At 69.5% G+C, this 20,325-nt stretch carries 19 protein-coding genes; 11 read left to right on the forward strand and 8 right to left on the reverse strand.

What is annotated here, in order from left to right:
* The first annotated feature begins 10 nt into the window (after nt 1–10).
* The 5 genes from FCI23_RS12295 (at nt 11) to FCI23_RS12315 (ending at nt 5,072) form a co-directional block, all read left to right on the forward strand.
* Complete coding sequence (locus FCI23_RS12295) at nt 11–724, forward strand: nucleotidyltransferase family protein (RefSeq protein WP_136723556.1); 714 nt, start codon at nt 11–13, stop codon at nt 722–724.
* Entirely contained in the window at nt 724–1,620 is an 897-nt protein-coding gene (locus FCI23_RS12300; protein ID WP_136723557.1) for an NAD-dependent epimerase/dehydratase family protein, read from the forward strand. Before FCI23_RS12295 ends, FCI23_RS12300 begins: the two co-directional genes overlap by 1 nt.
* 124 nt (nt 1,621–1,744) lie before the next feature.
* On the forward strand, nt 1,745–2,545 hold the full coding sequence (locus tag FCI23_RS12305; protein ID WP_136723558.1) for an endo alpha-1,4 polygalactosaminidase: 801 nt from the start codon (nt 1,745–1,747) through the stop codon (nt 2,543–2,545).
* Nucleotides 2,546–2,651: 106 nt separating this feature from the next.
* Nucleotides 2,652–3,434, forward strand: a complete 783-nt coding sequence (gene nagB, locus FCI23_RS12310; protein ID WP_136723559.1) for a glucosamine-6-phosphate deaminase — start codon at nt 2,652–2,654, stop codon at nt 3,432–3,434.
* 378 nt (nt 3,435–3,812) lie between these two features.
* Nucleotides 3,813–5,072, forward strand: a complete 1,260-nt coding sequence (locus tag FCI23_RS12315; protein ID WP_169316774.1) for a polysaccharide deacetylase family protein — start codon at nt 3,813–3,815, stop codon at nt 5,070–5,072.
* Between the two features lie 342 nt (nt 5,073–5,414).
* On the opposite strand, the gene FCI23_RS12320 is transcribed toward FCI23_RS12315, so the two are convergent.
* Nucleotides 5,415–6,344 carry an oxygenase MpaB family protein gene (locus FCI23_RS12320; RefSeq protein ID WP_211265294.1) on the reverse strand — a complete coding sequence of 310 codons (930 nt, stop codon included), beginning with the start codon at nt 6,342–6,344 and terminating at the stop codon, nt 5,415–5,417.
* Nucleotides 6,345–7,044: 700 nt separating this feature from the next.
* On the opposite strand from FCI23_RS12320, the gene FCI23_RS12325 reads away from it, so the two are divergent.
* The 4 genes from FCI23_RS12325 to FCI23_RS12340 all read left to right on the forward strand — a co-directional run bounded on the left by FCI23_RS12325 (nt 7,045) and on the right by FCI23_RS12340 (nt 10,052).
* Nucleotides 7,045–7,509, forward strand: coding sequence for a helix-turn-helix domain-containing protein (locus FCI23_RS12325; protein WP_169316775.1), 465 nt, complete (start codon nt 7,045–7,047; stop codon nt 7,507–7,509).
* Between the two features lie 92 nt (nt 7,510–7,601).
* Nucleotides 7,602–8,069, forward strand: coding sequence for a hypothetical protein (locus tag FCI23_RS12330; RefSeq protein WP_136723562.1), 468 nt, complete (start codon nt 7,602–7,604; stop codon nt 8,067–8,069).
* Nucleotides 8,062–9,309, forward strand: coding sequence for an MAB_1171c family putative transporter (locus tag FCI23_RS12335; RefSeq protein ID WP_136723563.1), 1,248 nt, complete (start codon nt 8,062–8,064; stop codon nt 9,307–9,309). Before FCI23_RS12330 ends, FCI23_RS12335 begins: the two co-directional genes overlap by 8 nt.
* Complete coding sequence (locus FCI23_RS12340) at nt 9,306–10,052, forward strand: oxygenase MpaB family protein (protein WP_136723564.1); 747 nt, start codon at nt 9,306–9,308, stop codon at nt 10,050–10,052. Before FCI23_RS12335 ends, FCI23_RS12340 begins: the two co-directional genes overlap by 4 nt.
* A 109-nt stretch (nt 10,053–10,161) precedes the next feature.
* Here FCI23_RS12340 and FCI23_RS12345 read toward each other — a convergent pair whose 3' ends face one another.
* On the reverse strand, nt 10,162–11,559 hold the full coding sequence (locus tag FCI23_RS12345; RefSeq protein WP_136723565.1) for a S53 family peptidase: 1,398 nt from the start codon (nt 11,557–11,559) through the stop codon (nt 10,162–10,164).
* Nucleotides 11,560–11,949: 390 nt separating this feature from the next.
* Between FCI23_RS12345 and FCI23_RS12350 the strand changes: the two genes are divergently transcribed.
* On the forward strand, nt 11,950–12,243 hold the full coding sequence (locus FCI23_RS12350) for a hypothetical protein (RefSeq protein ID WP_136723566.1): 294 nt from the start codon (nt 11,950–11,952) through the stop codon (nt 12,241–12,243).
* Nucleotides 12,244–12,516: 273 nt separating this feature from the next.
* Here FCI23_RS12350 and FCI23_RS12355 read toward each other — a convergent pair whose 3' ends face one another.
* The 6 genes from FCI23_RS12355 to FCI23_RS12380 form a co-directional block, all read right to left on the reverse strand.
* Nucleotides 12,517–14,061, reverse strand: a complete 1,545-nt coding sequence (locus FCI23_RS12355; RefSeq protein ID WP_136723567.1) for a sensor histidine kinase — start codon at nt 14,059–14,061, stop codon at nt 12,517–12,519.
* A gap of 5 nt (nt 14,062–14,066) precedes the next feature.
* On the reverse strand, nt 14,067–14,801 hold the full coding sequence (locus tag FCI23_RS12360) for a response regulator transcription factor (protein WP_211265310.1): 735 nt from the start codon (nt 14,799–14,801) through the stop codon (nt 14,067–14,069).
* Between the two features lie 68 nt (nt 14,802–14,869).
* Nucleotides 14,870–15,658 (reverse strand): DUF5666 domain-containing protein, encoded by a 789-nt coding sequence (locus tag FCI23_RS12365; RefSeq protein ID WP_136723569.1) that lies wholly within the window; start codon nt 15,656–15,658, stop codon nt 14,870–14,872.
* Between the two features lie 126 nt (nt 15,659–15,784).
* Nucleotides 15,785–16,993 (reverse strand): ABC transporter permease, encoded by a 1,209-nt coding sequence (locus FCI23_RS12370; protein WP_136723570.1) that lies wholly within the window; start codon nt 16,991–16,993, stop codon nt 15,785–15,787.
* Nucleotides 16,990–17,961: an ABC transporter ATP-binding protein gene (locus FCI23_RS12375; protein ID WP_246143664.1), complete on the reverse strand. Its 972-nt coding sequence runs from the start codon at nt 17,959–17,961 to the stop codon at nt 16,990–16,992. Before FCI23_RS12375 ends, FCI23_RS12370 begins: the two co-directional genes overlap by 4 nt.
* On the reverse strand, nt 17,958–19,226 hold the full coding sequence (locus tag FCI23_RS12380) for an efflux RND transporter periplasmic adaptor subunit (protein WP_136723571.1): 1,269 nt from the start codon (nt 19,224–19,226) through the stop codon (nt 17,958–17,960). The genes FCI23_RS12375 and FCI23_RS12380 overlap by 4 nt, the downstream gene beginning before the upstream one ends.
* Nucleotides 19,227–19,490: 264 nt before the next feature.
* Here FCI23_RS12380 and FCI23_RS12385 point away from each other — a divergent pair, with 264 nt between their 5' ends.
* Nucleotides 19,491–20,081: a hypothetical protein gene (locus tag FCI23_RS12385; protein ID WP_136723572.1), complete on the forward strand. Its 591-nt coding sequence runs from the start codon at nt 19,491–19,493 to the stop codon at nt 20,079–20,081.
* The last annotated feature ends 244 nt before the right edge of the window (nt 20,082–20,325 follow it).

Genomic DNA, 20,325 nt, shown 5'->3' on the forward strand with positions numbered 1-20,325 from the left:
GAGTACCACCATGCACGCAGTCATCCTGGCCGGCGGCAAAGGCGTCCGGTTGCGCCCGTACACCACCGCTCTGCCCAAGCCGCTCGTTCCCATCGGCGACCAGTACGCCATCCTGGAAATCGTGCTGCGGCAACTCGCCAACTCGGGGTTCACCAGCTGCACCATCGCCATCGGCCACCTCGGGCACATCATTCGCGCCTACGTCGGCGACGGCTCCCAATGGGGCCTGCACGTCAGCTACTCGACCGAGGACAGCCCGCTGGGAACCATGGGACCGCTGCTGACCATGCTCGACCGGCTGCCGGAACACTTCCTCGTCATGAACGGCGACATCCTCACCGACCTGGACTTCGGCGAGGTGCTGCGCGGCCACCGGGCCTCGGACGCGCCGCTGACCATAGCCACGTACTGCCGCAAGGTCAGGATCGACTTCGGCGTCCTCACCACCGACGACCGGCAGGTGGTCGGCTTCACGGAGAAGCCGACCCTGGACTACCGCGTCTCCATGGGTGTCTACGGACTCTCCCGGTCCGCCCTGGGCGCCTACACCGCCGGGCTGCCGCTCGGATTCGACGAACTCGTCCTCGACCTGCTCGCCGAGAAAACGCCCCCGGCCGCCCACGAGTTCGACGGCTACTGGCTGGACATCGGCCGCCCGGACGACTACGACCGGGCCAACGCCGAGTTCGCCACCTACCGCGACCTGCTGCTGAAGGGCGCCTGATGCGCATCCTCGTCCTGGGCTCCACCGGGTTCCTGGGCCGGCACATCACGGAGCACCTGCGCGCCCTGCCGGGCGTGCGGGTGCTCCGCGGCGGCCGCTCCCCGGGCGCCGACCTGCCCGTCGACCTCACCACCGCCACCGTCCCCGCCCTCGCCGCCGACCTGCACGCGCTGGCCCCGGACGCCGTCGTCAACTGCGCCGGCGCCGTCGGCGGCGGGCCGCTGCGGCTGGCCGAGACCAACGCCCGGGGGCCCGCCGTACTGTGCGAGGCCCTGAGCGCGGCCGCCCTCCCGGTACGCCTGGTCCATCTGGGATCCGCCGGCGAGTACGGGGCCACCCCCACCGGGCAGGCGCTCACCGAGGACTCCCCCACCCGCCCGCAGGGCGCCTACGGGGCCACCAAACTGGCCGGTTCCCTCACCGTCGCCGAGGCCGCACTGGATGCCGTCGTCCTACGGGTCTTCAACCCCCTCGGGCCGGGCTCGCCCGGCGCCAGCCTTCCCGGCCGGCTCGCCGACGAGCTGCGCCGCGCCGGCCCCGACGGCACGGTGCGGGTCGGCGACCTGTCGGCGTACCGCGACTTCGTCGACGCACGGGACGTGGCGGAGGCCGCCGCCCTCGCCACGACCGCCCCCGGCCCGCTGCCCCGCATCCTCAACATCGCCGGCGGCACCGCCACCCGGGCCCGGACGGTCGCGGAAGGCCTGGCCCGGGTCAGCGGATTCCACGGCCGCATCGAGGAGAACGGCACCGGTTCCCAGCGCTCGTCGGCCGTCTCCTGGCAGCAGGCGGACATCACAGCCGCCGCCACCGCCCTGGACTGGCGTCCCGAACGGACCCTCACCACCTCGCTCACCGACCTGTGGACCGCGCGTACCGGGGCGCCCCCGGCATGACACCCGGTCAGCTGCCCGCTCCCCGGTACGCCCACGTCGCCGACGGCCCCGGCCAGCGCACCGTACCGGGTGAGGGGGCGAACCCCGGGGCCGCTGCGCCCCCGGCCGTGACGAGGGGAATCACATGAGGCCCAGAATCGTGCCGTTACTCCTGCTGTCGGCCATGTGCCTGCTGCTCACGAGCTGCGTCGCCGTCCCGGACCGCACCCCGGACGGGCACTCGGCTGCCCGCTGGCAACCGCGCCCCGGCACCGCCTGGCAGTGGCAGCTCAGCGGCCGGGTCGACACCCGCGTAGCCGTCCCCGTCTACGACATCGACGGCTTCGAGAACAGCGCCGCCGTCGTGGAACGCCTCCACCGGGACGGCCGCAAAGTCATCTGCTACCTCAACACCGGCGCCTGGGAGGCCTTCCGCCCCGACCACACCGCCTTCCCCGCCTCCGCCCTCGGCCGTACCGACGGCTGGAACGGTGAGCGCTGGCTCGACATCCGCCGCCTCTCCCTCCTCCGCCCCATCATGGCTGAACGCTTCGACATGTGCCGCGCCAAGGGCTTCGACGCCGTCGAGCCCGACCTCCTCGACGCCTACACCAACGACACCGGCTTCCCGCTGACCGCCGCCCACCAGCTCGCCTACAACCGCATGATCGCGGCCCTCGCGCACGACCGAGGGATGGCGGTCGGCCTCAAGAACGACCTGGAGCAGATCCCCGAGCTGGTCCGCGACTTCGATTTCGCGGTGAACGAGCAATGCGCGGAGTTCCACGAATGCCCGTCGCTGACGCCCTTCATCAAGGCCGACAAGGCTGTCTTCCACGTGGAGTACAAGGTGCCCAACCACACGTTCTGCCCTCTGGCCAAGCGCCTCGGTCTCGACTCCATGCGCAAGCGACTCTCCCTGGACGCCTGGCGCAGCGCGTGCTGACTCCGGCAGCCACGCTTGCCGGTCCCCGGTGGGGTACTGGCGCGCCGGGGCTCTTGGTAAATTGGTCTATACCACCAATGACCCTCTCCGGATCGGCAGGCCCAGTGTGGAAGTTGTCATCGTCCAGGATGCTGTCGCGGGCGGCGAACTCGTCGCCGAGACGATCGCCGCCCTGCTGAAGCGCAAGCCCGACGCCCTGCTCGGCGTGGCCACCGGATCAACCCCGCTGCCCGTCTACCAGGCGCTGGCGGCCCAGGTCCGTGCCTCCGCCGTGGACGCCTCGCGGGCCCGGATCTGCCAGCTCGACGAGTACGTCGGCCTGCCGGCGGGGCACCCCGAGTCCTACCGCTCGGTGGTGCTCCGTGAGGTCGTCGAACCACTCGGGCTGACCGAGGAGTCCTTCATGGGGCCCGACGGCTCCGCCGAGGACATAGCCGCGGCCTGCGCGGACTACGACCGCGCGCTGGCCGAGGCCGGCGGCGTGGACCTCCAACTGCTCGGCATCGGCACCGACGGGCACATCGGCTTCAACGAGCCGTGCTCCTCCCTCGCCTCCCGCACCCGGATCAAGACCCTGACGAAGCAGACCCGGGAGGACAACGCCCGGTTCTTCGACAGCCCCGACGAGGTCCCCCACCACGTCGTCACCCAGGGCATCGGCACCATCCTGGACGCGCGGCACCTGGTGCTCCTGGCCACCGGCGAGGCCAAGGCCGAAGCCGTGGCGCTCGCGGTCGAGGGGCCGCTCTCCGCCCTGGTACCGGCCTCTGCGCTGCAAATGCATCCGCACGCCACGGTTGTCGTCGACGAGGCGGCGGCGTCCAAGCTCAAGCTCGCTGACTACTTCCGCGCCACCTACGCCGCGAAGCCCGTCTGGCAGGGGCTGTAGGGCCTGTCCGGTCGATCTCCGGCCCGGCCCGGCCGGCCGGACGCCACCGTCCCCGCACCACCAGAGCGATGGTGCGGGGGCTCAGGACCTGACCGGCAGATCACGGGCGCCCGCCGCGCTGGGGGCACCTCCCAGCGTCAGCAGGGGGAGGCTGCTCGCGCCCGCTGCGGAGCAGCTGAAGTGACATCAGCTGCTCCGCAGCGGGCACCGCAGGGCGGCGGCTTTGTCGTGAAGCCGTAACAGGTCCCGTTTCCTGCGACCTTTCCGAGAATTCCGCGCGTCCAACCAGACGATGCGCCCCCAGCCGGAGGCGCGTCGCAGGGATGGAAACCTCCTGGCTGCCGGGCCAGGAACCGCAGGGGAACCGAGGTAACGATCATGAGCAGCATCTCACGCAGGCGTCTGCTGGCCGCAGCGGTGTCTACGGGTGCGCTGGGGGCCCTTTCCGCCTGCGCCGCCGGGAATGGCGGTAATCCCGGGAAAGGCGTGAGCGGTACGAACATCGGAGCGAGCGCCTCGCGGATCAAGCTGATCGGCGACGGATCCACCGCCGACACCGGAGCCCAGCCGAAGCAGCCCAAGCCGGAGCGGCTGCGCGCCGGCGAGCGCCCGCCGCAGTTCGTGGTCTTCTCCTGGGACGGCGCGGGCGAGCTCAGCAACAACCTGTTCTCCAGGTTCCGTAAGGTCGCCGCCGATCACGGTGCGTCGATGACCTTCTTCCTCAGCGGCATCTACACCCTGCCCGAGTCCAAGAAGCGCCTCTACCAGCCGCCGCAGCACCCGGTCGGAGCGTCCGCCATCGGCTACCTCGCCGACCGGCACATCCACTCCACTCTGCGCCAGGTGCGCGCCGCATGGCTGGAGGGGCACGAGATCGGCACCCATTTCAACGGCCACTTCTGCGGACCCGACGGTGTCGGCCGCTGGTCGCCCACCGAGTGGCGCAGCGAGATCGACCAGGCGAAACGGTTCGTCACCGAGTGGAAGACCAACACCGGCTTCACGGACCTCGAACCGCTGCCCTTCGACTACGAGAAGGAACTGATCGGCGGCCGCGCTCCCTGCCTGGAAGGCCAGGCCAATCTGCTGCCCACCGCCGCCGAACTCGGCTGGAAGTACGACGCCAGTTCCCCCGGCGGCCTGCAGATCTGGCCCGGCAAGGTGCAGGGCGGCCGGATCTGGGACTTCCCCCTGCAGTCCATCCCGTTCCCCGGGCACTCCTTCCAGGTGCTGTCGATGGACTACAACATGATGGCCAATCAGTCGAACGCCAACCCACTGGGCGACAGGTCCCAGTACGCCGCCTGGCGCGTCCAGGCCCGCGACTCCTACCTCGCCGGGTTCCGCCGCGCGTACGAGACCAACCGCGCGCCCTTCTTCATCGGCAACCACTTCGAGCGGTGGAACGGCGGCATATACATGGACGCCGTCGAAGAGGCCATCGGGCGAATAGCCCAGTACGAGGACGTACGGCTGGTGTCCTTCCGGCAACTGGTGCAGTGGCTGGAGGCCCAAGACCCGGCGGTACTGAGCAAGATGCGCACTCTCAACCCCGGACAGGCGCCGACCGGCGGCTGGGCGGAGTTCCTGGGCGCCACCGGCTCGCCGTCGGCCAGCAACAGCCCGGCGGCCACCTGAGACGCGCAGCGTGGCCCGCCGGCCAGGACCGGGCCCGCCCCGGACTCCGACTCCGACTCACGACGGCCCCTCACCGGACACCGGTCTTCTCCGTCGCCGTCTCGGACGCCGGTATGCCGTCCGGGCGCCAGGGTCTTCAGCGACCGCCTCGGCGACGACGGCCCCGACGGTACGGCCCTCCGCGGCAGGGCGGCAGGGCGGGGGACAGCGGCTTTCGTAAACGTTTCTGCACCCCCGCGCCCCCGCCCACCGAACGGGGAGGGGAGCCCGAACCGGGGGCTGGCCGCTGGAGTAGAAGGCGCCCCAGAACAGCTGCGTGGGCTCACCAAGCCGCGCGGCCTCTCAAACGTCCGGCGCGTAGTGCTTGGGGTCGCCGCGGCGCTCAACCGGAGGCAGGTTCCGCCGTGGCGTCTCTTCCGGCGGTACGGACAGCCCGCGGGCGCGCCGCCAGGCGGCCCGGGCGCGCGGGTGGTAACGCCGTTCGAACGGCACCAGGCGCCAGCCGAGCGCGATCGCACGGCCCAGTAGCCACAGCGCGAGCGCGCTCCGCCGCGACCAGCGGTAGCCCAGCGTGTCCCGTACCGCCGATGGGTACATCCCGACGGTGAGCCACACAAAGGACCGCGTCACCGGGACGCGGATGACGTTCCATACGACGTCCGGCAGCCACCTCAGTACGGGCGGCTTGCCGATGCGCCCGAGGTCCAGCACGGCGCGCGTCGCCCAGTTGTCCTCCAGCACCTCGGCGCACATCCGGTCGAAGTACGCACAGAACCCGCGCCAGTCCGCCGGCGCCGGACGGTCGCTCACCCCGTACAGCCGGTACCACTGCAGGCCCTCGGCGTAGAGCTGCTCCTTCTGCTCCTCCGTCAGCGGGCGGCCGAAGTACTGGCAGACCAGCACCGGAACCATGACGAAGGTCGCGTGGGCCCAGAAGAAGGTGTCCGGGTCGAGCGCGTGGTACGGGCGGCCATGGCGGTCCATGCCCTTGATGCCGAGGTGGTAGTCGCGCACCGCGCGGGCGGTGCGCGCCGCGTGCGGGCCGTCGTACACCACCCCGGCTATCGGGTAGAGCGAACGGAACAGCCGCTCCCAGCGCTCGTCGAAGAACCGCGAGTGCTCCTCCACCCCGGCGCCAAGACCGGGATGCATGTTCTGCATCGACCCGGCCCACAGGCCCACCAGCATGCCCCGCCAGTCGCTGAAGTACAGCCAGGCCAGCGACGACGGGCCGAGCGGCTCGGGCGTCGACCGATCGCTACGCATGGACATGGGCGTGCTCTGCCTCCCAGTAGGTCGGATGCTGGTCGGGTCCGCGGGGTTCGGGTGCGGTTCGCGCGTCATCGAGCCTCCTGTGCAGTCGCATGGTCGAGCTCTGAGATTCAGCGAGACGTATGTGACGCTTTGAATCTCGCGTGCGACCCGGATGGAAGTACACGATCACCGAGGTGGAGTACGGCGCGCAAGAGTTGCTCCGACAAGGCGGGCTCGAACGGGGGGAGTTGCCGCTGAGCGCTCAAGCCCGAGGTCATCGGGCTCGGCGGTGATGCCGCCGGGTTACGGGACGCCGAGCGCGCCGCTCCTCGCACCATCACCTTGCGGACATACGCCTCCGGTGTACACGTCGGCGATTCCTGCGGTGCTGTGCCCGGGAGGGGGCGTAAGACGTCCACGAGCAGTCCGCGAGGACCCCGCGGGCGCAGCCGCCGGCCCGCATGCAGGCGGGCGCGACCTGAGGGCCGCGGTGCCGGGCGCTGTTGCCCACCCCCGTGGGGCAGCGGCGCCCAGCGACAGCCTCGTCGATCCTGCACGCGAGTTGAGGGCATGTCAACTATTGTTGATTACTTGATGGGCAATCAGCAGTGATTCCACGCCCATTGCGCCTTTTAGCCGGTTTATTCGCAACGATCGTGTAAATCGGTACGGAGGCGGGGATCCCCGCTGCAGGCCGAAGAGTTCTATGATCCGGCTCATGGCCACCGAATCTTCACGCCCAGAAGCGCCGGCTCTTCAACCTGGCGCAGGTGAGGAGCCGTCGGACTCGCTGGACTTCGCGGCTCGCTTCCGGCGCGTGATCTCGGTGATCTACCCGAAGGATCTGGGCCGTCCCTGGCGCGACTCGGAGATCGCTGAAGGGACCGGTCTGAGCGGTACCTATATCGGGAACCTCCGCAAGGGCACTCAGAAGCCCAGCCTGGAGAACGCGGTGAAGATCGCCAAGTTCTTCGGCATTCCGCTGGATTACTTCAGCGACTCCGCCACCGCCCAGGCCGTCGAGCGGGATTTGCAGAAGATCGAAACGCTACGGGACGCTCGGGTGGAACGCATCGCGATGCGGGCGGCCGGCCTGCCCCCCGAGATGCAGGACGCTGCCCTCACTGTTGTGGAGCAACTGCGAAAGGCAGTCGGACTGCCCGACAGCAGCCCGGAGACATGACTGAATATCAGCAAACGCCGTTGGGGCGTTGGCGGCCGGCCGATGGGGAGAACGTGCGAGATCTTGGACGTACCCGCCGCCGAATGCGGGCCATGGCAAGACAGCTGGATCTTCCGCCGATGAGCACGGTGGAGGACTTGTGCGCGACGGTCGCCGACCGGGCCGGGCGTCCTGTCCGGCTGGTTCCGCGGCGGATGCGGGTGGGCGAGCCGTCGGGATTCGTCGAACGCCGCGCGGACACCGATGTGATCTACTTCGAGCAGGAGACCTCGAGCCTGCACCAGGCCCACATCATCTGCCACGAGCTCGCCCACCTCCTGTGCGGGCACCTGGCCGAGGCCCCGGCCCCGGACGAGGGGACCACCCCCGCGGAGTTACCCACCATCGACGCCGACATGATCCGACTGATCCTCGGCCGCTCCCACTACGATGACGCGGCGGAAGAGGAAGCGGAGATCCTGGGAGCCGAGCTGACGCGCACCCTCGTGCTGGCGCCGGGGGCCGGGACCACGTCACAACTGGCACCCGCACTGGAGCACCGTAAAGGACAGCATGTCTGACATATCTGACGTGCCGTTCGACATCGGTTACCTCGGCATCGGCACGGCGGCCTGGGCGGTGGCCGGGCTGAAGATCCGGGCGTGGCGCCGGGACCCGTCCCGCGGCCTGCTCGTCGTCGCCCTGACGATCGCGGCGCCCGCGACCGCGTTCGTGGTGGCCGCACCGGTGGTGTACCGGCTGATCGACCGGATCGCGAACCTCGGCAACCTGGCGACTTTGCTCGTCTACCTGGGCATCACGGGTTTCTCCGCATGCGCTGTGGTGCTGGCACGGATGTGGACCCCGCCGAGCGAGCGCGCCGGCTCACAGGTGTGGGACGCGGCCACCGCGGCCACCTGGCGCCGAGTGCGGTGGCCCCTCGCGGTGTTCGCTGTCCTGGTCCCGGTGATGATCGTCCTGTTCTTCACGGGGGGAGCCGACAACCCGGAGACACCCCTCACGTTCGACACCACCTTCGCGAAGATTCCGGGGATCGCGATATTCCTCGTCATCTACCAGGCGCTGTTCGGCTTCGCACTGATCGACATCGGCCGGGTGTGCCTCAGGCACGCCTCCCGGCTGCCGCCCGGGTGGCTGCGCCGGGGCATCCGGCTGATCGCCCTCGGTGGACTCGTCGCCTGCGGCTACGTCGTGTGCAAGCTCATCGCGATCGGCGCGGCCTACGCCCGGGTCAGCGGGCTGGAGTGGCTGAGCACCGCCCTCGGCCCTGGATTCGCCACGCTCGGATCCGTGCTCATCACCTCCGGGTTCGCCGGGCCGGCCGCCGCCGCCTGGACACGTCGGCGCCGCGACTACCAAGCCCTGCGCCCACTGTGGGACGTGGTCTACCGGGCAGACCGGCGGCTGGCCCTGGAAGCACCCCCGTCGGCCTGGACCGAGCGGCTGGCGTTCCGGGACCTGGAGTGGCGCACCGCCCGGCGCGGACTGGAGATCCGGGACGGCCAGCTGACGCTGCGCCCGTGGGTCGATCCCGCGGTTGTCACCGCTGCCGGCCAGGTCGCCGAACGGGCCGGTCTGGAGGAGGGGGACCGTGTCGCACTGATCGTGGCCGCCGCGCTGCGATCCGCCGTCGAGGCACTGAACAGCGGTATCCCGCCGCGCCCGCGCGAGGACCAGGCTCCGCTGCCCGGCCTGGACACGGAACCGGCTGAGGAGCGGGCACACCTGGTGCGGGTCGCCTGCAACTTGTACGCCCCCCTGACCGGCGAGGCGCTGGCCGTCGCCACCGCGACCGGATGACCGGCGGGACCGCCGGGCCCGCGGGGACGGCCGGCGCGCACCATGCCTACGCACGGCTCGTCCTGGAGACGATGCCGGAGGAGTCCCGAGTCGGACTGACCCTGGGCTTCGTCCGGACCTTCGGCATTCCGGACATCGCCCGAGTGCTGTACGGCACCGGCCGGATGACCACCGAGCCGCGCAGCCGGGCCAAGGCGACCGGAGTGGCCATGTTCGCCCTGATCGGACAAGGGCTGGACAGCTCCGACGGGCGGCGGATCGTCGACGGGCTGCGCCGGATCCACGACCGGCCCGACATCACACCCGAGCTGATGCAGTATGTCCTGGCCTGTTTCACAGTGTGCCCGCTCCGGTTCATCGACGACCACGGATACCGGGCGGTCACGGGTGAGGAACGGGACGCGGCGTACGCGTTCCACCTGGGCCTGTCGGATGTTCTCGGTCTGCCCGATCCCTCGAACGGGGGTCACCTGGCGGGCGTGGAGAGCTGGATGCGCGGCTACGAGAGCCGCCGCTTCGCCCCCAGCACGGCGGGCCGCGCGCTCTGGGAGGCCACCAGCAAGGGCCTGCTGGCGGCCAGGCTGCCCGCCCCCCTGGCCGCCCTCGCCCCGGCGGTGGCCGCGTCGCTGCTGGACCAGCCACTGCGTACGGCCCTGGAAGTGCGCCGCCCGCCCACGCCGGTTCGAGCTCTGGTGACTTGCGCGCTACGGGCTCGGGCTCGCTCCCGGCGGCGTGCTTCCTGACGACGGCCAGCTGCTGTTCCGGCCCGAGCCGCCCGAGCCGCCAGGGGCCGGCGGTGCGGGCGGTGCGGGTTTGCCGGCCCGGCCGCCGCTCTGGGCCGCTCTCGGCCAATCACGGACCAGAAGTTGACTTTTCGTTGGCGAGGGACGGGACGAAGCGGGCCGCGTCGAGCGTGCCGACGCCGGTTGCCATGTCGAAGCCCTTCACCGCGGTGTAGCCGGTGACTCCGGCGTAGCTGTTGTTCGTGCCGTCTTTCACGTCCACGATGCCGGTGGAGGGGTTCTGTGCGGACTGCGCGTACAGCGTGTAGAGCGCCTGGTGGATGTCGCCCAGCCGGTGCCCGGCGACCTGGTCGGCCAGGGCCACGATGCCTGAGAAGAGCGGGCTGGCCTCGCTGGTGCCGCAGTAGACGTTCCAGCCGACCGCCTTCGGGTCGTAGCTGGAGTACACCCATGCGCCGCCGTTCATCGCGGCGGACATCGAGATGTCCGGGGTGCCGCGGCGGTCGCCGACCACCTGCTTGACCCCGTCCTGGTACGAGGGACGGGCGAAGACATGGGACTGGCCGCCGCCGCTCGCGCCTTGGTCGTTGTAGACGCTGTCCGGCGCGGTGCGGTCGCCCTTGTCGTCCAGGTGCAACTGGGTGCCGCCGATCGAGGTCACCAGGGGGTCGGAGGACGGCCAGGAGTTGACCTTGTATGGGTAGTCGGTGGTGCTGTTCTTGGTGTTGTTGTCGGTGGCTCCGCCGTCGCCGGAGGATGCGAGGACGGTCACACCGTGCTTGGCCGCGTCCTTGAAGGCGTACCGCAGGTTCTGGATGCTGGAGAAGTCACCGGTATTGAAGCCGGGGAAGGTGTTCTCCGTCGCGCCGAAGCTCTGGCTGATCACATCGCCCACGCCGCGGTCGATCAGTGACTTCTCGGCGCTCATCATCTCCGGCAGGCCGGTGACGCCCTCGGTCTCGGCGACCCCGGTCTCCACCAGGACGATGTGCGCGTCCGGGGCGACGGCATGGGCCATGTCCACGTCGAGGGTGGTCTCTCCGGCCCAGCTGACGTGTGAGGAGTCGGCGGGGTTGAACGGCGGGACCTTGCCCCACTTGACCACGTCGACATGGGTGCTTTTCATACCGAATCGGGCACTGTAGACATTCAGGTCGTGCTGGATGGTCGGCGAACCGAAGGAATCGACGATCACGATCGTGCGCCCCTTGCCGGTGACGCCCGCCCGGTACAGCGGGTTCAGGTCGTAGGCCTGGCGGTACTGCGTCGGGGTGTAACAGGCGATATGCCACTTCGCCAGGCATTGCTCGGTGGTCAGCGAGTTGCGGGCCGCGTGCACCAATTGGTGGCCGGCTACCGCCGGCACGGCCTTGACCGGTGGAGCCGAATGAGCGGGTGTGGCGGTGGCCAAACCGGACAAAGAGGTTGATATCAGAGTGAAAGCGGCCAGAGTGGTGACCCCGGCTGCGATGACCGCGGCACGCTGCCTCGGACGAACTCGGCGCATGGGTGCTCCTTGTGTGGCGTGAGACCGTACTGGATGGCTGCTGCGATCTCACAGCCAGACCATGCGCAATGCAAGTATGTTGGGACATTACTCACAGCCGTTTTGCCTAAACGTTTTGCTCTATGCCCATATATGACTGGTTTGTGACTACCCGGTAGTGGGTGGAGTCGAGTGGCCGGCCGGTCCGGCGACGGTCCATCTTGGCCTTGGCGGCCGCGTGGAGGGGTGCTCACGAATTGCCCACACGCCTCGGTTCCGTGTATGCGGGCATTCCACCTCATTGAGTGTCTTTGTGGGCGCGCCGTGGCTTCCAGTACACGCCTGGGGGCGACGGTTGCCGTGTCCGATCCGTGCAGGCGCTCCGGGCGTCTGCTTCGACAGGAGATAGCTATGCGTGTTTCTCGCTTTGCTGCCGCGCTCGGCGTGGCAGTCGCCGTGGCGCTGGGTGGTGCTGGGGCTGCCAGCGCCGCCGCGCCGGGGGCGGCCAGTGCGTACGCCTCGCACGACCACCATGGTTGGGACCGGGGTGAGGAGGGGCCCGGGTACCACCATGGGCGCCACTACCATCACCAGTGGAACGGATACCGGGGCGACGACCACCGGCGCGGCGAGCACCGCGGTGAAGAGCACCGGGGCGAGCACCGGCGCGACGGGTACCGCCACCACGGGCACCACTACCGCTGACACGAGCGCAGTGTGACGGTCGGCTCCTGAGCCGAAAGCCGCGGGGCGCCCTTCCGTGACTTGGAAGGGCGCCCCGAACGGTTCCCAGAGGTCACGCCTGGTCAGGGGCCCCTGCTCGGTGTGTCGCTGTCCCATTGGGGCACCTCCCGGACGGAGTCTGGGGGAGAGTCGTCGACCGACACCGACGACAACACTTCCAGACGCCCCCGCCGACGGAGTCGGCTGATGTCACAGCTCGGCACGCGACGCCGCCCCACCTATTCGCGCGGCCTCTTATTTTGCTGAGGGGATGCGCACGCGGAAGGTTGCACCTTTTCCTGGCGTGGTGGTGACGTCGACGTGGCCGTTGTGGGCGGTGACGAGGGCGGTGACGATGGCGAGGCCGAGGCCGGCGCCGCTGGCTTCGCGGCGGGTGCGGGCGGCGTCTGCGCGGTAGAAGCGTTCGAAGACCCGAGCGGCTTGGTCGGGTTGGAGACCAGGGCCTTGGTCGGCGACCTCGATGACGCCGTGGCCGTTCTCGGTGCCGACGCCGATGCGTATGGAGGTGCCGGGTGGGGTGTGGGCGATGGCGTTGCCGACGAGGTTGGAGACGACCTGGCGCAGGCGGGCTTCGTCACCGAGGACGAGGGCGGCGGCCGACGGGCTGTCGCCGCCGGGGCCGGTGAGGGAGACAGGGCGGGTGGCGTCGAGGGCCGTGGTGTCGTGCAGGGCGTCGGCGGCGAGAGTGCGCAGATCCATCGGGGCGAGTTCGAGGGGACGGCTTTCGTCGGCGCGAGCCAGGGTGAGCAGGTCCTCGACGAGGCCGCCCATCCGTACCGCCTCGTTCTCGATTCGAGTCATCGTGCGCTTCACGTCGGCATCGTCGGGCAGCGCACCCATCCGGTAGAGCTCGGCGAAGCCGCGGATGCTGGCGAGCGGGGTGCGCAGTTCGTGGCTGGCATCAGCGATGAAGCGCCGCATGAGGGCCTCGGATTCGGCACGGGCGGCGAAGGCGGACTCGATCCGCGCCAGCATGATGTTGAGCGCGGTGGACAGCCGTCCGGTCTCGGTACGTGTTGAGGCGTGCGGCATCCGGTGCGACAGCGGGCGCCCGGCGGCGATCTCGGTGGCGGTGGCCTCGATGCGGTGCAGCGGCCGGAGTCCGGCCCGTATCGCGAACCAGCCGGCCAGGCCCAGCAGAGCCGCCATGACCGCGCCGATCAGCTCGAATGCGGCGCTCAGGCTGGCCGTAGTGGAGGACACGTCGCGGAGGGAGACGGCCACCACGACTCTGGCGGGAAGGGGGTTGGCGGGTGCGGTGGTCTGTTCGGTGCCGGACGAAAGCGAGTACCGGGCGGTGGCTCGGGGGACGGCCAGGATGAGCACCCGCCAGTCGCTGTCGCCGTGGTCGCTGGGGACGTCGAAGGGGGTGCCGGTGCGGGCACGCAACTGGGCGCCGTCCATGACCGGCCACTGTGGACGGGGGTCATTGGGGGAGACCGGGACGCTCACCTGCCTGGAGATCTTGCCGTTGGCCCCGGCGAAGGCGACCACGTACTGGCTGGGCAGCCAGGGGTTGCTGAAGCCCTTGTTCTGCGTGTCCGACGAAGGCGAGCGGTGGTCGCCCATGGCGATCCGGTGCGTCAATAGCCCGCCGTACCTTTTGAGCTGTTGGTCGACGCGCTGAACGAGATCCCCCCGAACGAAGCCGAGCACCACAGTGTCGCTCACGCCGAGGCCGACGACGACGAGCACGACGGACAGCAGGACGAGCCGGGACCGCAGGGAGAGTGCCGACGGACGCCAGGCACGCGTCCAACGGGGCAACCGGATACGCATCGCAGTCATCCGTGCGGGCGGCGCAGCACATAGCCGATGCCGCGTACGGTGTGGATGAGTTTGGGGGCGCCGTCCTCGCCGGAGTCGAGCTTGCGGCGCAGGTAGGAGATGTACGACTCGACGATGCTGAGGTCGCCGCCGAAGTCGTAGGCCCAGACGTGGTCGAGGATCTGCGGTTTGGACAGCACCCGGTCGGCGTTGGCCATGAGGTATTCGAGCAGTTTGAATTCGGTTGGTGACAGCGGGACCGCGCGGCCGGAACGCAGCACCTGATGGCCGACGGGGTCGAGCTCGAGGTCGTCGACCACCAGGGTGCCGTTATTGTCCGGGCCGCCGGTGCGGCGCAGAATGGCCCGGATGCGGGCTATCAGTTCTTCCAGGCTGAAGGGCTTGGTGACGTAGTCGTCGCCTCCGGCGGTCAGGCCGCTGATTTTGTCGTCGGTGCCGTCTTTGGCGGTGAGGAACAGGACAGGTAGATGGTCGCGGGTGGCGACTGCTGTCCGGCTGTAGGCGCCGGAATCCTCACGCAGCCGCTTTACCACGGCAAAACCGTCCATGTCTGGCAGCATCACGTCCAAAACCACCAGATCGGGCGGTTCTTTGGCCACCGCGGCCAGGGCTTCGGCACCGGTTGCCGCGGACACCACCTTGAACCCGACGAAGCGCAGAGACGCCGCCAGCAGTTCCCTGATGTTGGGTTCGTCGTCGACGACCAGCAGGCTGGCCTCGGGTGCGTCCATGGTCATCTGGCCTCTGGTGTGTTCGAGAGTGCTGCTGAACGCTACGCCTCACCGCATACGCGCGGCAATCAGCCCCCGGAACCGGTGCTGGCCTTCCCGCTGCCGGCTTGCCCGCCTCCGCCGAACCCTCCGCCTCCGCCGAACCCTCCGACGGTGCCGCCCTCCGTCACCGTGGTGGCGGTGATGTCACCGGAGGAGCTCTGGCTGCCGCGCACGGTGACGGTCTGGCCGGGCTGCAGGTCGGAGACTTTGCCGCTCTTGGATTCGCTGACCTGGGTGGACTTGCCGGTGGTTACCTTGATGGTGTTGCCCTGGGCGTCGGTGACATAGATCGTGCTGCCGTCGACCACCTTGATCGTGCCGGCTGTCACCCCGCTTGCGCCGCCGGCGGCAGCGCCGGTGCCGCCACCTGCCGCCTGTCCGCCTGTCCCGGCGCCCCCGAAGCGCCCGCCCGCCGCCGCGGCACCGCCCGCGGCACCGCCCGGCCGGGCGGTGGTGCCGGACGACTGGCCCTTCTCCACCAGCACGCCTCCGGTGAAGGCCAGCGTCGCGACGACCGCGCTGGTCAGTAGCAGGGCTGGCCAGGGCAGTTTGCGCCGGGGCGGGGCGCTCAGCTCGGCGCTGATGTCCCGCATGTCCGGCGGCTCGGCGAGCACGTCCTCGGGCCGGCCCACGTAATCGGGCTGGCCACCGTAATTGGGCTGGCCACCGTAATTGGGCTGGCCAACGTAATCGGGCTGGCCAACGTAATCGGGCGTACCCGGGATGCCGGGAGCCGTGGGGGACAGCGACTCGTCCGGCGACGCTGGGGCGGGTTCGGGGGCGGCAGCCTTCACAAGTGGGCGGTGTCGGGCCATGTCCGGGTACTCCTGTCCATACGGTTCATCGTCATCGCGGGGGCGGCGGCCGATGGCCGCCGCCGGGGGCGCTGGTGGTGTCGGGTCATGCGTGTCGGGTCATGCGTGCCGGTCATTCGTGTCGGGTCACTCGTGTCGTAGTGCCTCGATGGGCCGCAGGCTCGCGGCCCGGTTCGCCGGGTAGCTGCCGAAGAACAGGCCGATGGCCACGGCGATCGCGAGGGCGCCGTAGACGGACGCGGGGATGATCACTGGTTTGATGCCGACGATGCTGAACCGGGAGCCGAGTACCCCGACGGCGACGCCCAGGCCGCCACCGATCAGCGACAGCAGCGTCGATTCGGTCAGGAACTGGCCGAGGATGACGCCTTTGGGGGCGCCGATCGCCTTGCGGATGCCGATCTCCCGGGTCCGCTCGGTCACGGTCACCAGCATGATGTTGGTGATGCCGATCCCGCCGACCAGCAGGGAGATGGCGGCTACCGCGCCGAGCAGGACGGTGAATGTAGAGGTGGTGGAAGCCTGGGTGGTCAGCAGGGAGGTCTGGCTGCTGACCCGGAAGTCCAGTGCGTTCGCGTCGGTGATGCCGTGCTGTCCCATCAGGGCGGTGGTGATCTCGCTCTGCGCCGGGGTGGTCGCGCCGGCTGATACGGCTTCCACGAGTATCTGGTTGAGGGAGCCGAAACCGCTGAACGCGTTCTGCACGGTGGGCAGGGGTGCGATCACCACGTCGTCCGGGTCCTGGAATCCGCTGCCGCCCTTGGTGGCCAGTTCACCCACGATGGTGAACGGTGTGCCGCCGAGCACCATGGTCTTGCCGACCGGGTCCGTGGTGCCGAACACGTCGGTGGCTGTGGTGGAGCCGATGACTGCGACCTTGCGGGAGTTGAGCACGTCGTCGTTACTGAAGTAGTCGCCCTTGACGACCTTGCTGTTGGACGCCTCGAAGTAGGCCGGGTAGGTGCCGACGACCTGGCTCACGGTGTGCGAGGTGCCGTTGTAGATCGCGGTCTGGGAGGTGGTGACCTCGGGGGCGACGGACTTGACGTCCGGTGCCTGTTTGGGATCGGCCAAGGCTTTGGCGTCGTCCAGGGTGAGCGGTTTGATCGTGGTCGCGGTGCTTGTGCTGGAACTGCTGCCGGAGGAGATCGTCAGCGAGTTGGTGCCCAGCTTCTCTATGGAGTTCTTCACCGCCTGCGAGGAACCGTTGCCGACCGCGAGCAGCAGGATGACCGCGGCGACACCGATGAGGACACCGAGCATGGTCAGCGAGGAGCGCACCTTGTTGGCAGCCAGGCCCGCCACCGCGAACCGCAGAGTCTCGAGAGGATTCACCGCTGCATACCCCCGAGCGCCGTATCCGGCAGAGCAGCCTGCCACGCGGCGTCCGGCTGTGTGGCACGCCGGGCGGCCTGCTGAGTGGTGTGGTGGGCGATGGTGAAGGCCTCCGGGTCCCGCAGGGCGGGCGGCGGGCCGTCCACCGGCGCCTGCCGTACGTCATCGACGACCTGGCCGTCCACCAGCCGGATCACCCGCTTGGCGTGCCGGGCCACCTCGTCCTCGTGGGTGATCAGCACCACAGTGCGTCCCGTGGCGTTGAGCCGGTCGACGATGCCCAGCACCTCGTCGGTGCTGCGGCTGTCGAGGTTTCCGGTCGGCTCGTCGGCCAGCAGCATGGCCGGCGAGGTGACCAGGGCGCGTGCGACTGCGACGCGTTGCTGCTGGCCGCCGGAGAGCTCGTTGGGCCGGTGATTGAGCCGGTCGCCGAGTCCCACCACACTGAGGGCGGCCACCGCCCGGCGGCGGCGTTCGGCCGATTTCACTCCGGCGTAGGCCAGCGGCAGCTCGACCTGGGCGAGCGCGTTCGTGCGCGGCACCAGGTTGAACGACTGGAAGATGAAACCGATCTTGCGGTTGCGGACCAGCGACAACTGGCTCTCGTCCAGCCCGCCCACATCGATACCGTCCAGCAGATACCGGCCGGAGGTCGGCACGTCCAGACAGCCCACGATGTTCATCAGCGTGGACTTGCCGGACCCGGAACTGCCCATGATGGCCACCAGGTCGCCTTGCATCACGGTCAGGTCGATCCCGGCCCGGTGGCCGGTGACCGGGTCCACCGGCCCGGACAGCGCGTGCACTGCCCCTTCGCCCTCACCGTAGCTCTTCACCAGCGACCGCACCTCGATGACCGGTGCCGGGCCCCACGGGTCCGTCTCAGTCATCTCGGTCATCTCGGTCATCACGAGCGTCTCGGCCGGCTCGGCCTCCGCCGTACGCTGCCGGCGTAGCAGCGGGCTCATCCCCGGCCTCCGCCGCCGCCGCCGCCGAGCGCACCGCCGGCGCCGCCGGCGCGGCCCGCGCCGCCACCCGGGAACCCGCCACCGGGGAAGCCGTTGGTGCCCGTGGAAGCGACACTGTTGATCCGCACCTGCTCGCCCTGGGTGAGGCCGCTGGTGATCTCGTCGTTGGTGTCACCCTGAAGTCCCACGGTGACGTTGACGACCTGGGTGCTGCCGTCGCTCTTCACCACGGTGACGGTGCGGTTCGTGCCCGTACCGGTGACAGCGGCGGACGAGACATACAACGCGTTGGACACCTCACCGGTGACCACTTGGATGCTCGCGCTCATTCCGGTCCGCAGGCCGGTGGTCGAACCGTTGACGGCAAGGGTGGCCGCGTACTGCACGGCAGTGCTGCTGCCCGACCCCCCGCTGCTACTGGTGCTGGTGGTCGGCAGCGAACTGACCGAGAGCACCTTGGCGTTGAGGGCCTTGTTCGATTGGGCGTTCAAGGTGACCGTGGCGGCCTGGCCCTCCTTCAGCTTCAGCGCGTCCGACTCGGAGAAATTAGCCGTCACCTGCATGCCCTTGGGGTTGGTGATGACGATGAAGCCAGTCGGAGACGACGAGGACGAGGAGGAGGTCGACGAGGAGGAGGACGACGACGAGCTGTTGCTGGAACCCGTACCGCTCGTACCGGAGACGGTCTGGCCGACCGAAGCGGCCACCGACGCCACCGTGCCGCTGACCGGGGCCTTCAGTGTCGTGCCGTCGACGGCTTGCTGCGCCGTGTTCACCGCGTCCTGAGCCTGCGCCACCTGGGCCTCCGCCTGGGCGACCGCGGATGCGTCGACCGACGCGCTTGGTGAGGGATTGGTCTGGGAGGAGGTGGGCGTCTGGCCTTCTTCGGCCTTGGTCAGGCTGGCCTCGGCGGCGGTCAGGGACGCCTCCTGCTCGGTGAGGGTCTGGTTGACCGTGGTCTTGGAGACCTTCGCCAGCACCTCACCCTTGGTGACCTTGTCACCGGGTTTGACCTTCACCTCCGTCAGGGTGCCTCCGGTGGTGAAGTCGGCTCCGGCGTCACTGGGGGAGACCAGTGATCCCGAGCCGGAGACCGTTGCCAGGACGGTGCCCTTGGCGACCGTTACCATACGTGACCCCGTGGGGGCCTTGGCGGTGCTGCCGCTGTTGACCGCCGCGTAGGCACCGGCGGCGGCTGCCACGAGCACGACGCCGAGCACCGAGTTCATCAAGACGGCCTTGCGCCGCCGTGGAAGCACTCTCATAGCAGCGACACTGACCGCCGGGCTTGTCGAAGTCCTGGCAGCTTTCAGGGAGTTTCCTGGGGGTGGCCGCCCACCGCAGTCGCCCCTCCTCCGGTACGAAGCACCTCATAGTGGTGCTAAATCGCCTAAATGATGCCCATGCGGTGGATCCGCGTTCCCAGGGAACTCCATGGTTTCTCCCAGCCATCTGCCAAGCGGCTGCGGTTGAGTATGGCGGCGGTGGCACGCCACCCCAGCCCATTACTGCCCCCGAGGAGACCGGCCATGTTCCGCACCACTCGACGTGCCGCATTGTCCGCCGCGATCATGGCCACAGGTGCTCTGCTGCTCAGCGGCTGTTCGTCCTCCTCGGCCGGCACGTCGGCCAACGCCGCGCCGTCCGGTTCCGCGTCCGGTTCCGCGTCCGGCGGTACGCAACAGATGGATGCCTACCGGCAGTGCCTCACGCAGCACGGGGCCAAGCTCCCGAGTGGCCGTCCAAGCGGTCGTCCGAGTGGCCGTCCGAGCGGTCAGGCCGGCGGCGGGGGTGGCTTCGGTGGTGGTTTCGGCGGGGGTCAGTCGGCCAATCCGGCGTTCCAGCAGGCGGCGCAGGCGTGCGCGAGCCTGCGTCCGCAGGGTAACGGGGGCGGTGCCGGGAACGGCAACGCGAATGCGTCGGCCATCAGCGCGTTCACCAGTTGCATGAAGGACCACGGAGTCGTGCTGCCCTCCGCTTCACCCGGCGCCCAGGGCAATGTCATGCGCAGCCTGAACACCGCCGACGCCAAGACCGCCAAGGCCTACACGTCCTGCAAGGCTCTGCTCCCCGTGCGCTCCCCGGGCCAGTCCGCAGCGACCGCGAGCCCGTCGTCCTGACGCCGGCGTGAGCAGCATGCCCACGCTGACCGGCCAGTAGCGGCGGCAAATGAGGTTCAGTGGGAAGACCGCGACGCAGCCGGGGACAGCGTTGCCGGGCGGCCCGGGACCTCAGAGTTGTCGCTGGGAGATGTGACGGAGCCCGGGAGCGGTATCCAGCTGCCCGGGCCCCTATTTGCCACCCAATTGCGCACACCGGCGGCGTTTAAGAGCCGCGGATCATTCTTAGATCGACGTGTTCTGC

The sequence above is a fragment of the Actinacidiphila oryziradicis genome, from assembly GCF_005047355.1.
Lineage (GTDB): Bacteria > Actinomycetota > Actinomycetes > Streptomycetales > Streptomycetaceae > Actinacidiphila > Actinacidiphila oryziradicis.

Coding starts and splice junctions, on each gene's coding strand:
- FCI23_RS12295 (WP_136723556.1), top strand. CDS start 11: ATGCACGCAGTCATCCTGGCCGGCGGCAAAGGCGTCCGGTTGCGCCCG.
- FCI23_RS12300 (WP_136723557.1), top strand. CDS start 724: ATGCGCATCCTCGTCCTGGGCTCCACCGGGTTCCTGGGCCGGCACATC.
- FCI23_RS12305 (WP_136723558.1), top strand. CDS start 1,745: ATGAGGCCCAGAATCGTGCCGTTACTCCTGCTGTCGGCCATGTGCCTG.
- FCI23_RS12315 (WP_169316774.1), top strand. CDS start 3,813: ATGAGCAGCATCTCACGCAGGCGTCTGCTGGCCGCAGCGGTGTCTACG.
- FCI23_RS12320 (WP_211265294.1), bottom strand. CDS start 6,344: ATGTCCATGCGTAGCGATCGGTCGACGCCCGAGCCGCTCGGCCCGTCG.
- FCI23_RS12325 (WP_169316775.1), top strand. CDS start 7,045: ATGGCCACCGAATCTTCACGCCCAGAAGCGCCGGCTCTTCAACCTGGC.
- FCI23_RS12330 (WP_136723562.1), top strand. CDS start 7,602: ATGGCAAGACAGCTGGATCTTCCGCCGATGAGCACGGTGGAGGACTTG.
- FCI23_RS12335 (WP_136723563.1), top strand. CDS start 8,062: ATGTCTGACATATCTGACGTGCCGTTCGACATCGGTTACCTCGGCATC.
- FCI23_RS12340 (WP_136723564.1), top strand. CDS start 9,306: ATGACCGGCGGGACCGCCGGGCCCGCGGGGACGGCCGGCGCGCACCAT.
- FCI23_RS12345 (WP_136723565.1), bottom strand. CDS start 11,559: ATGCGCCGAGTTCGTCCGAGGCAGCGTGCCGCGGTCATCGCAGCCGGG.
- FCI23_RS12350 (WP_136723566.1), top strand. CDS start 11,950: ATGCGTGTTTCTCGCTTTGCTGCCGCGCTCGGCGTGGCAGTCGCCGTG.
- FCI23_RS12355 (WP_136723567.1), bottom strand. CDS start 14,061: ATGCGTATCCGGTTGCCCCGTTGGACGCGTGCCTGGCGTCCGTCGGCA.
- FCI23_RS12360 (WP_211265310.1), bottom strand. CDS start 14,801: ATGGACGCACCCGAGGCCAGCCTGCTGGTCGTCGACGACGAACCCAAC.
- FCI23_RS12365 (WP_136723569.1), bottom strand. CDS start 15,658: ATGGCCCGACACCGCCCACTTGTGAAGGCTGCCGCCCCCGAACCCGCC.
- FCI23_RS12375 (WP_246143664.1), bottom strand. CDS start 17,961: ATGAGCCCGCTGCTACGCCGGCAGCGTACGGCGGAGGCCGAGCCGGCC.
- FCI23_RS12380 (WP_136723571.1), bottom strand. CDS start 19,226: ATGAGAGTGCTTCCACGGCGGCGCAAGGCCGTCTTGATGAACTCGGTG.
- FCI23_RS12385 (WP_136723572.1), top strand. CDS start 19,491: ATGTTCCGCACCACTCGACGTGCCGCATTGTCCGCCGCGATCATGGCC.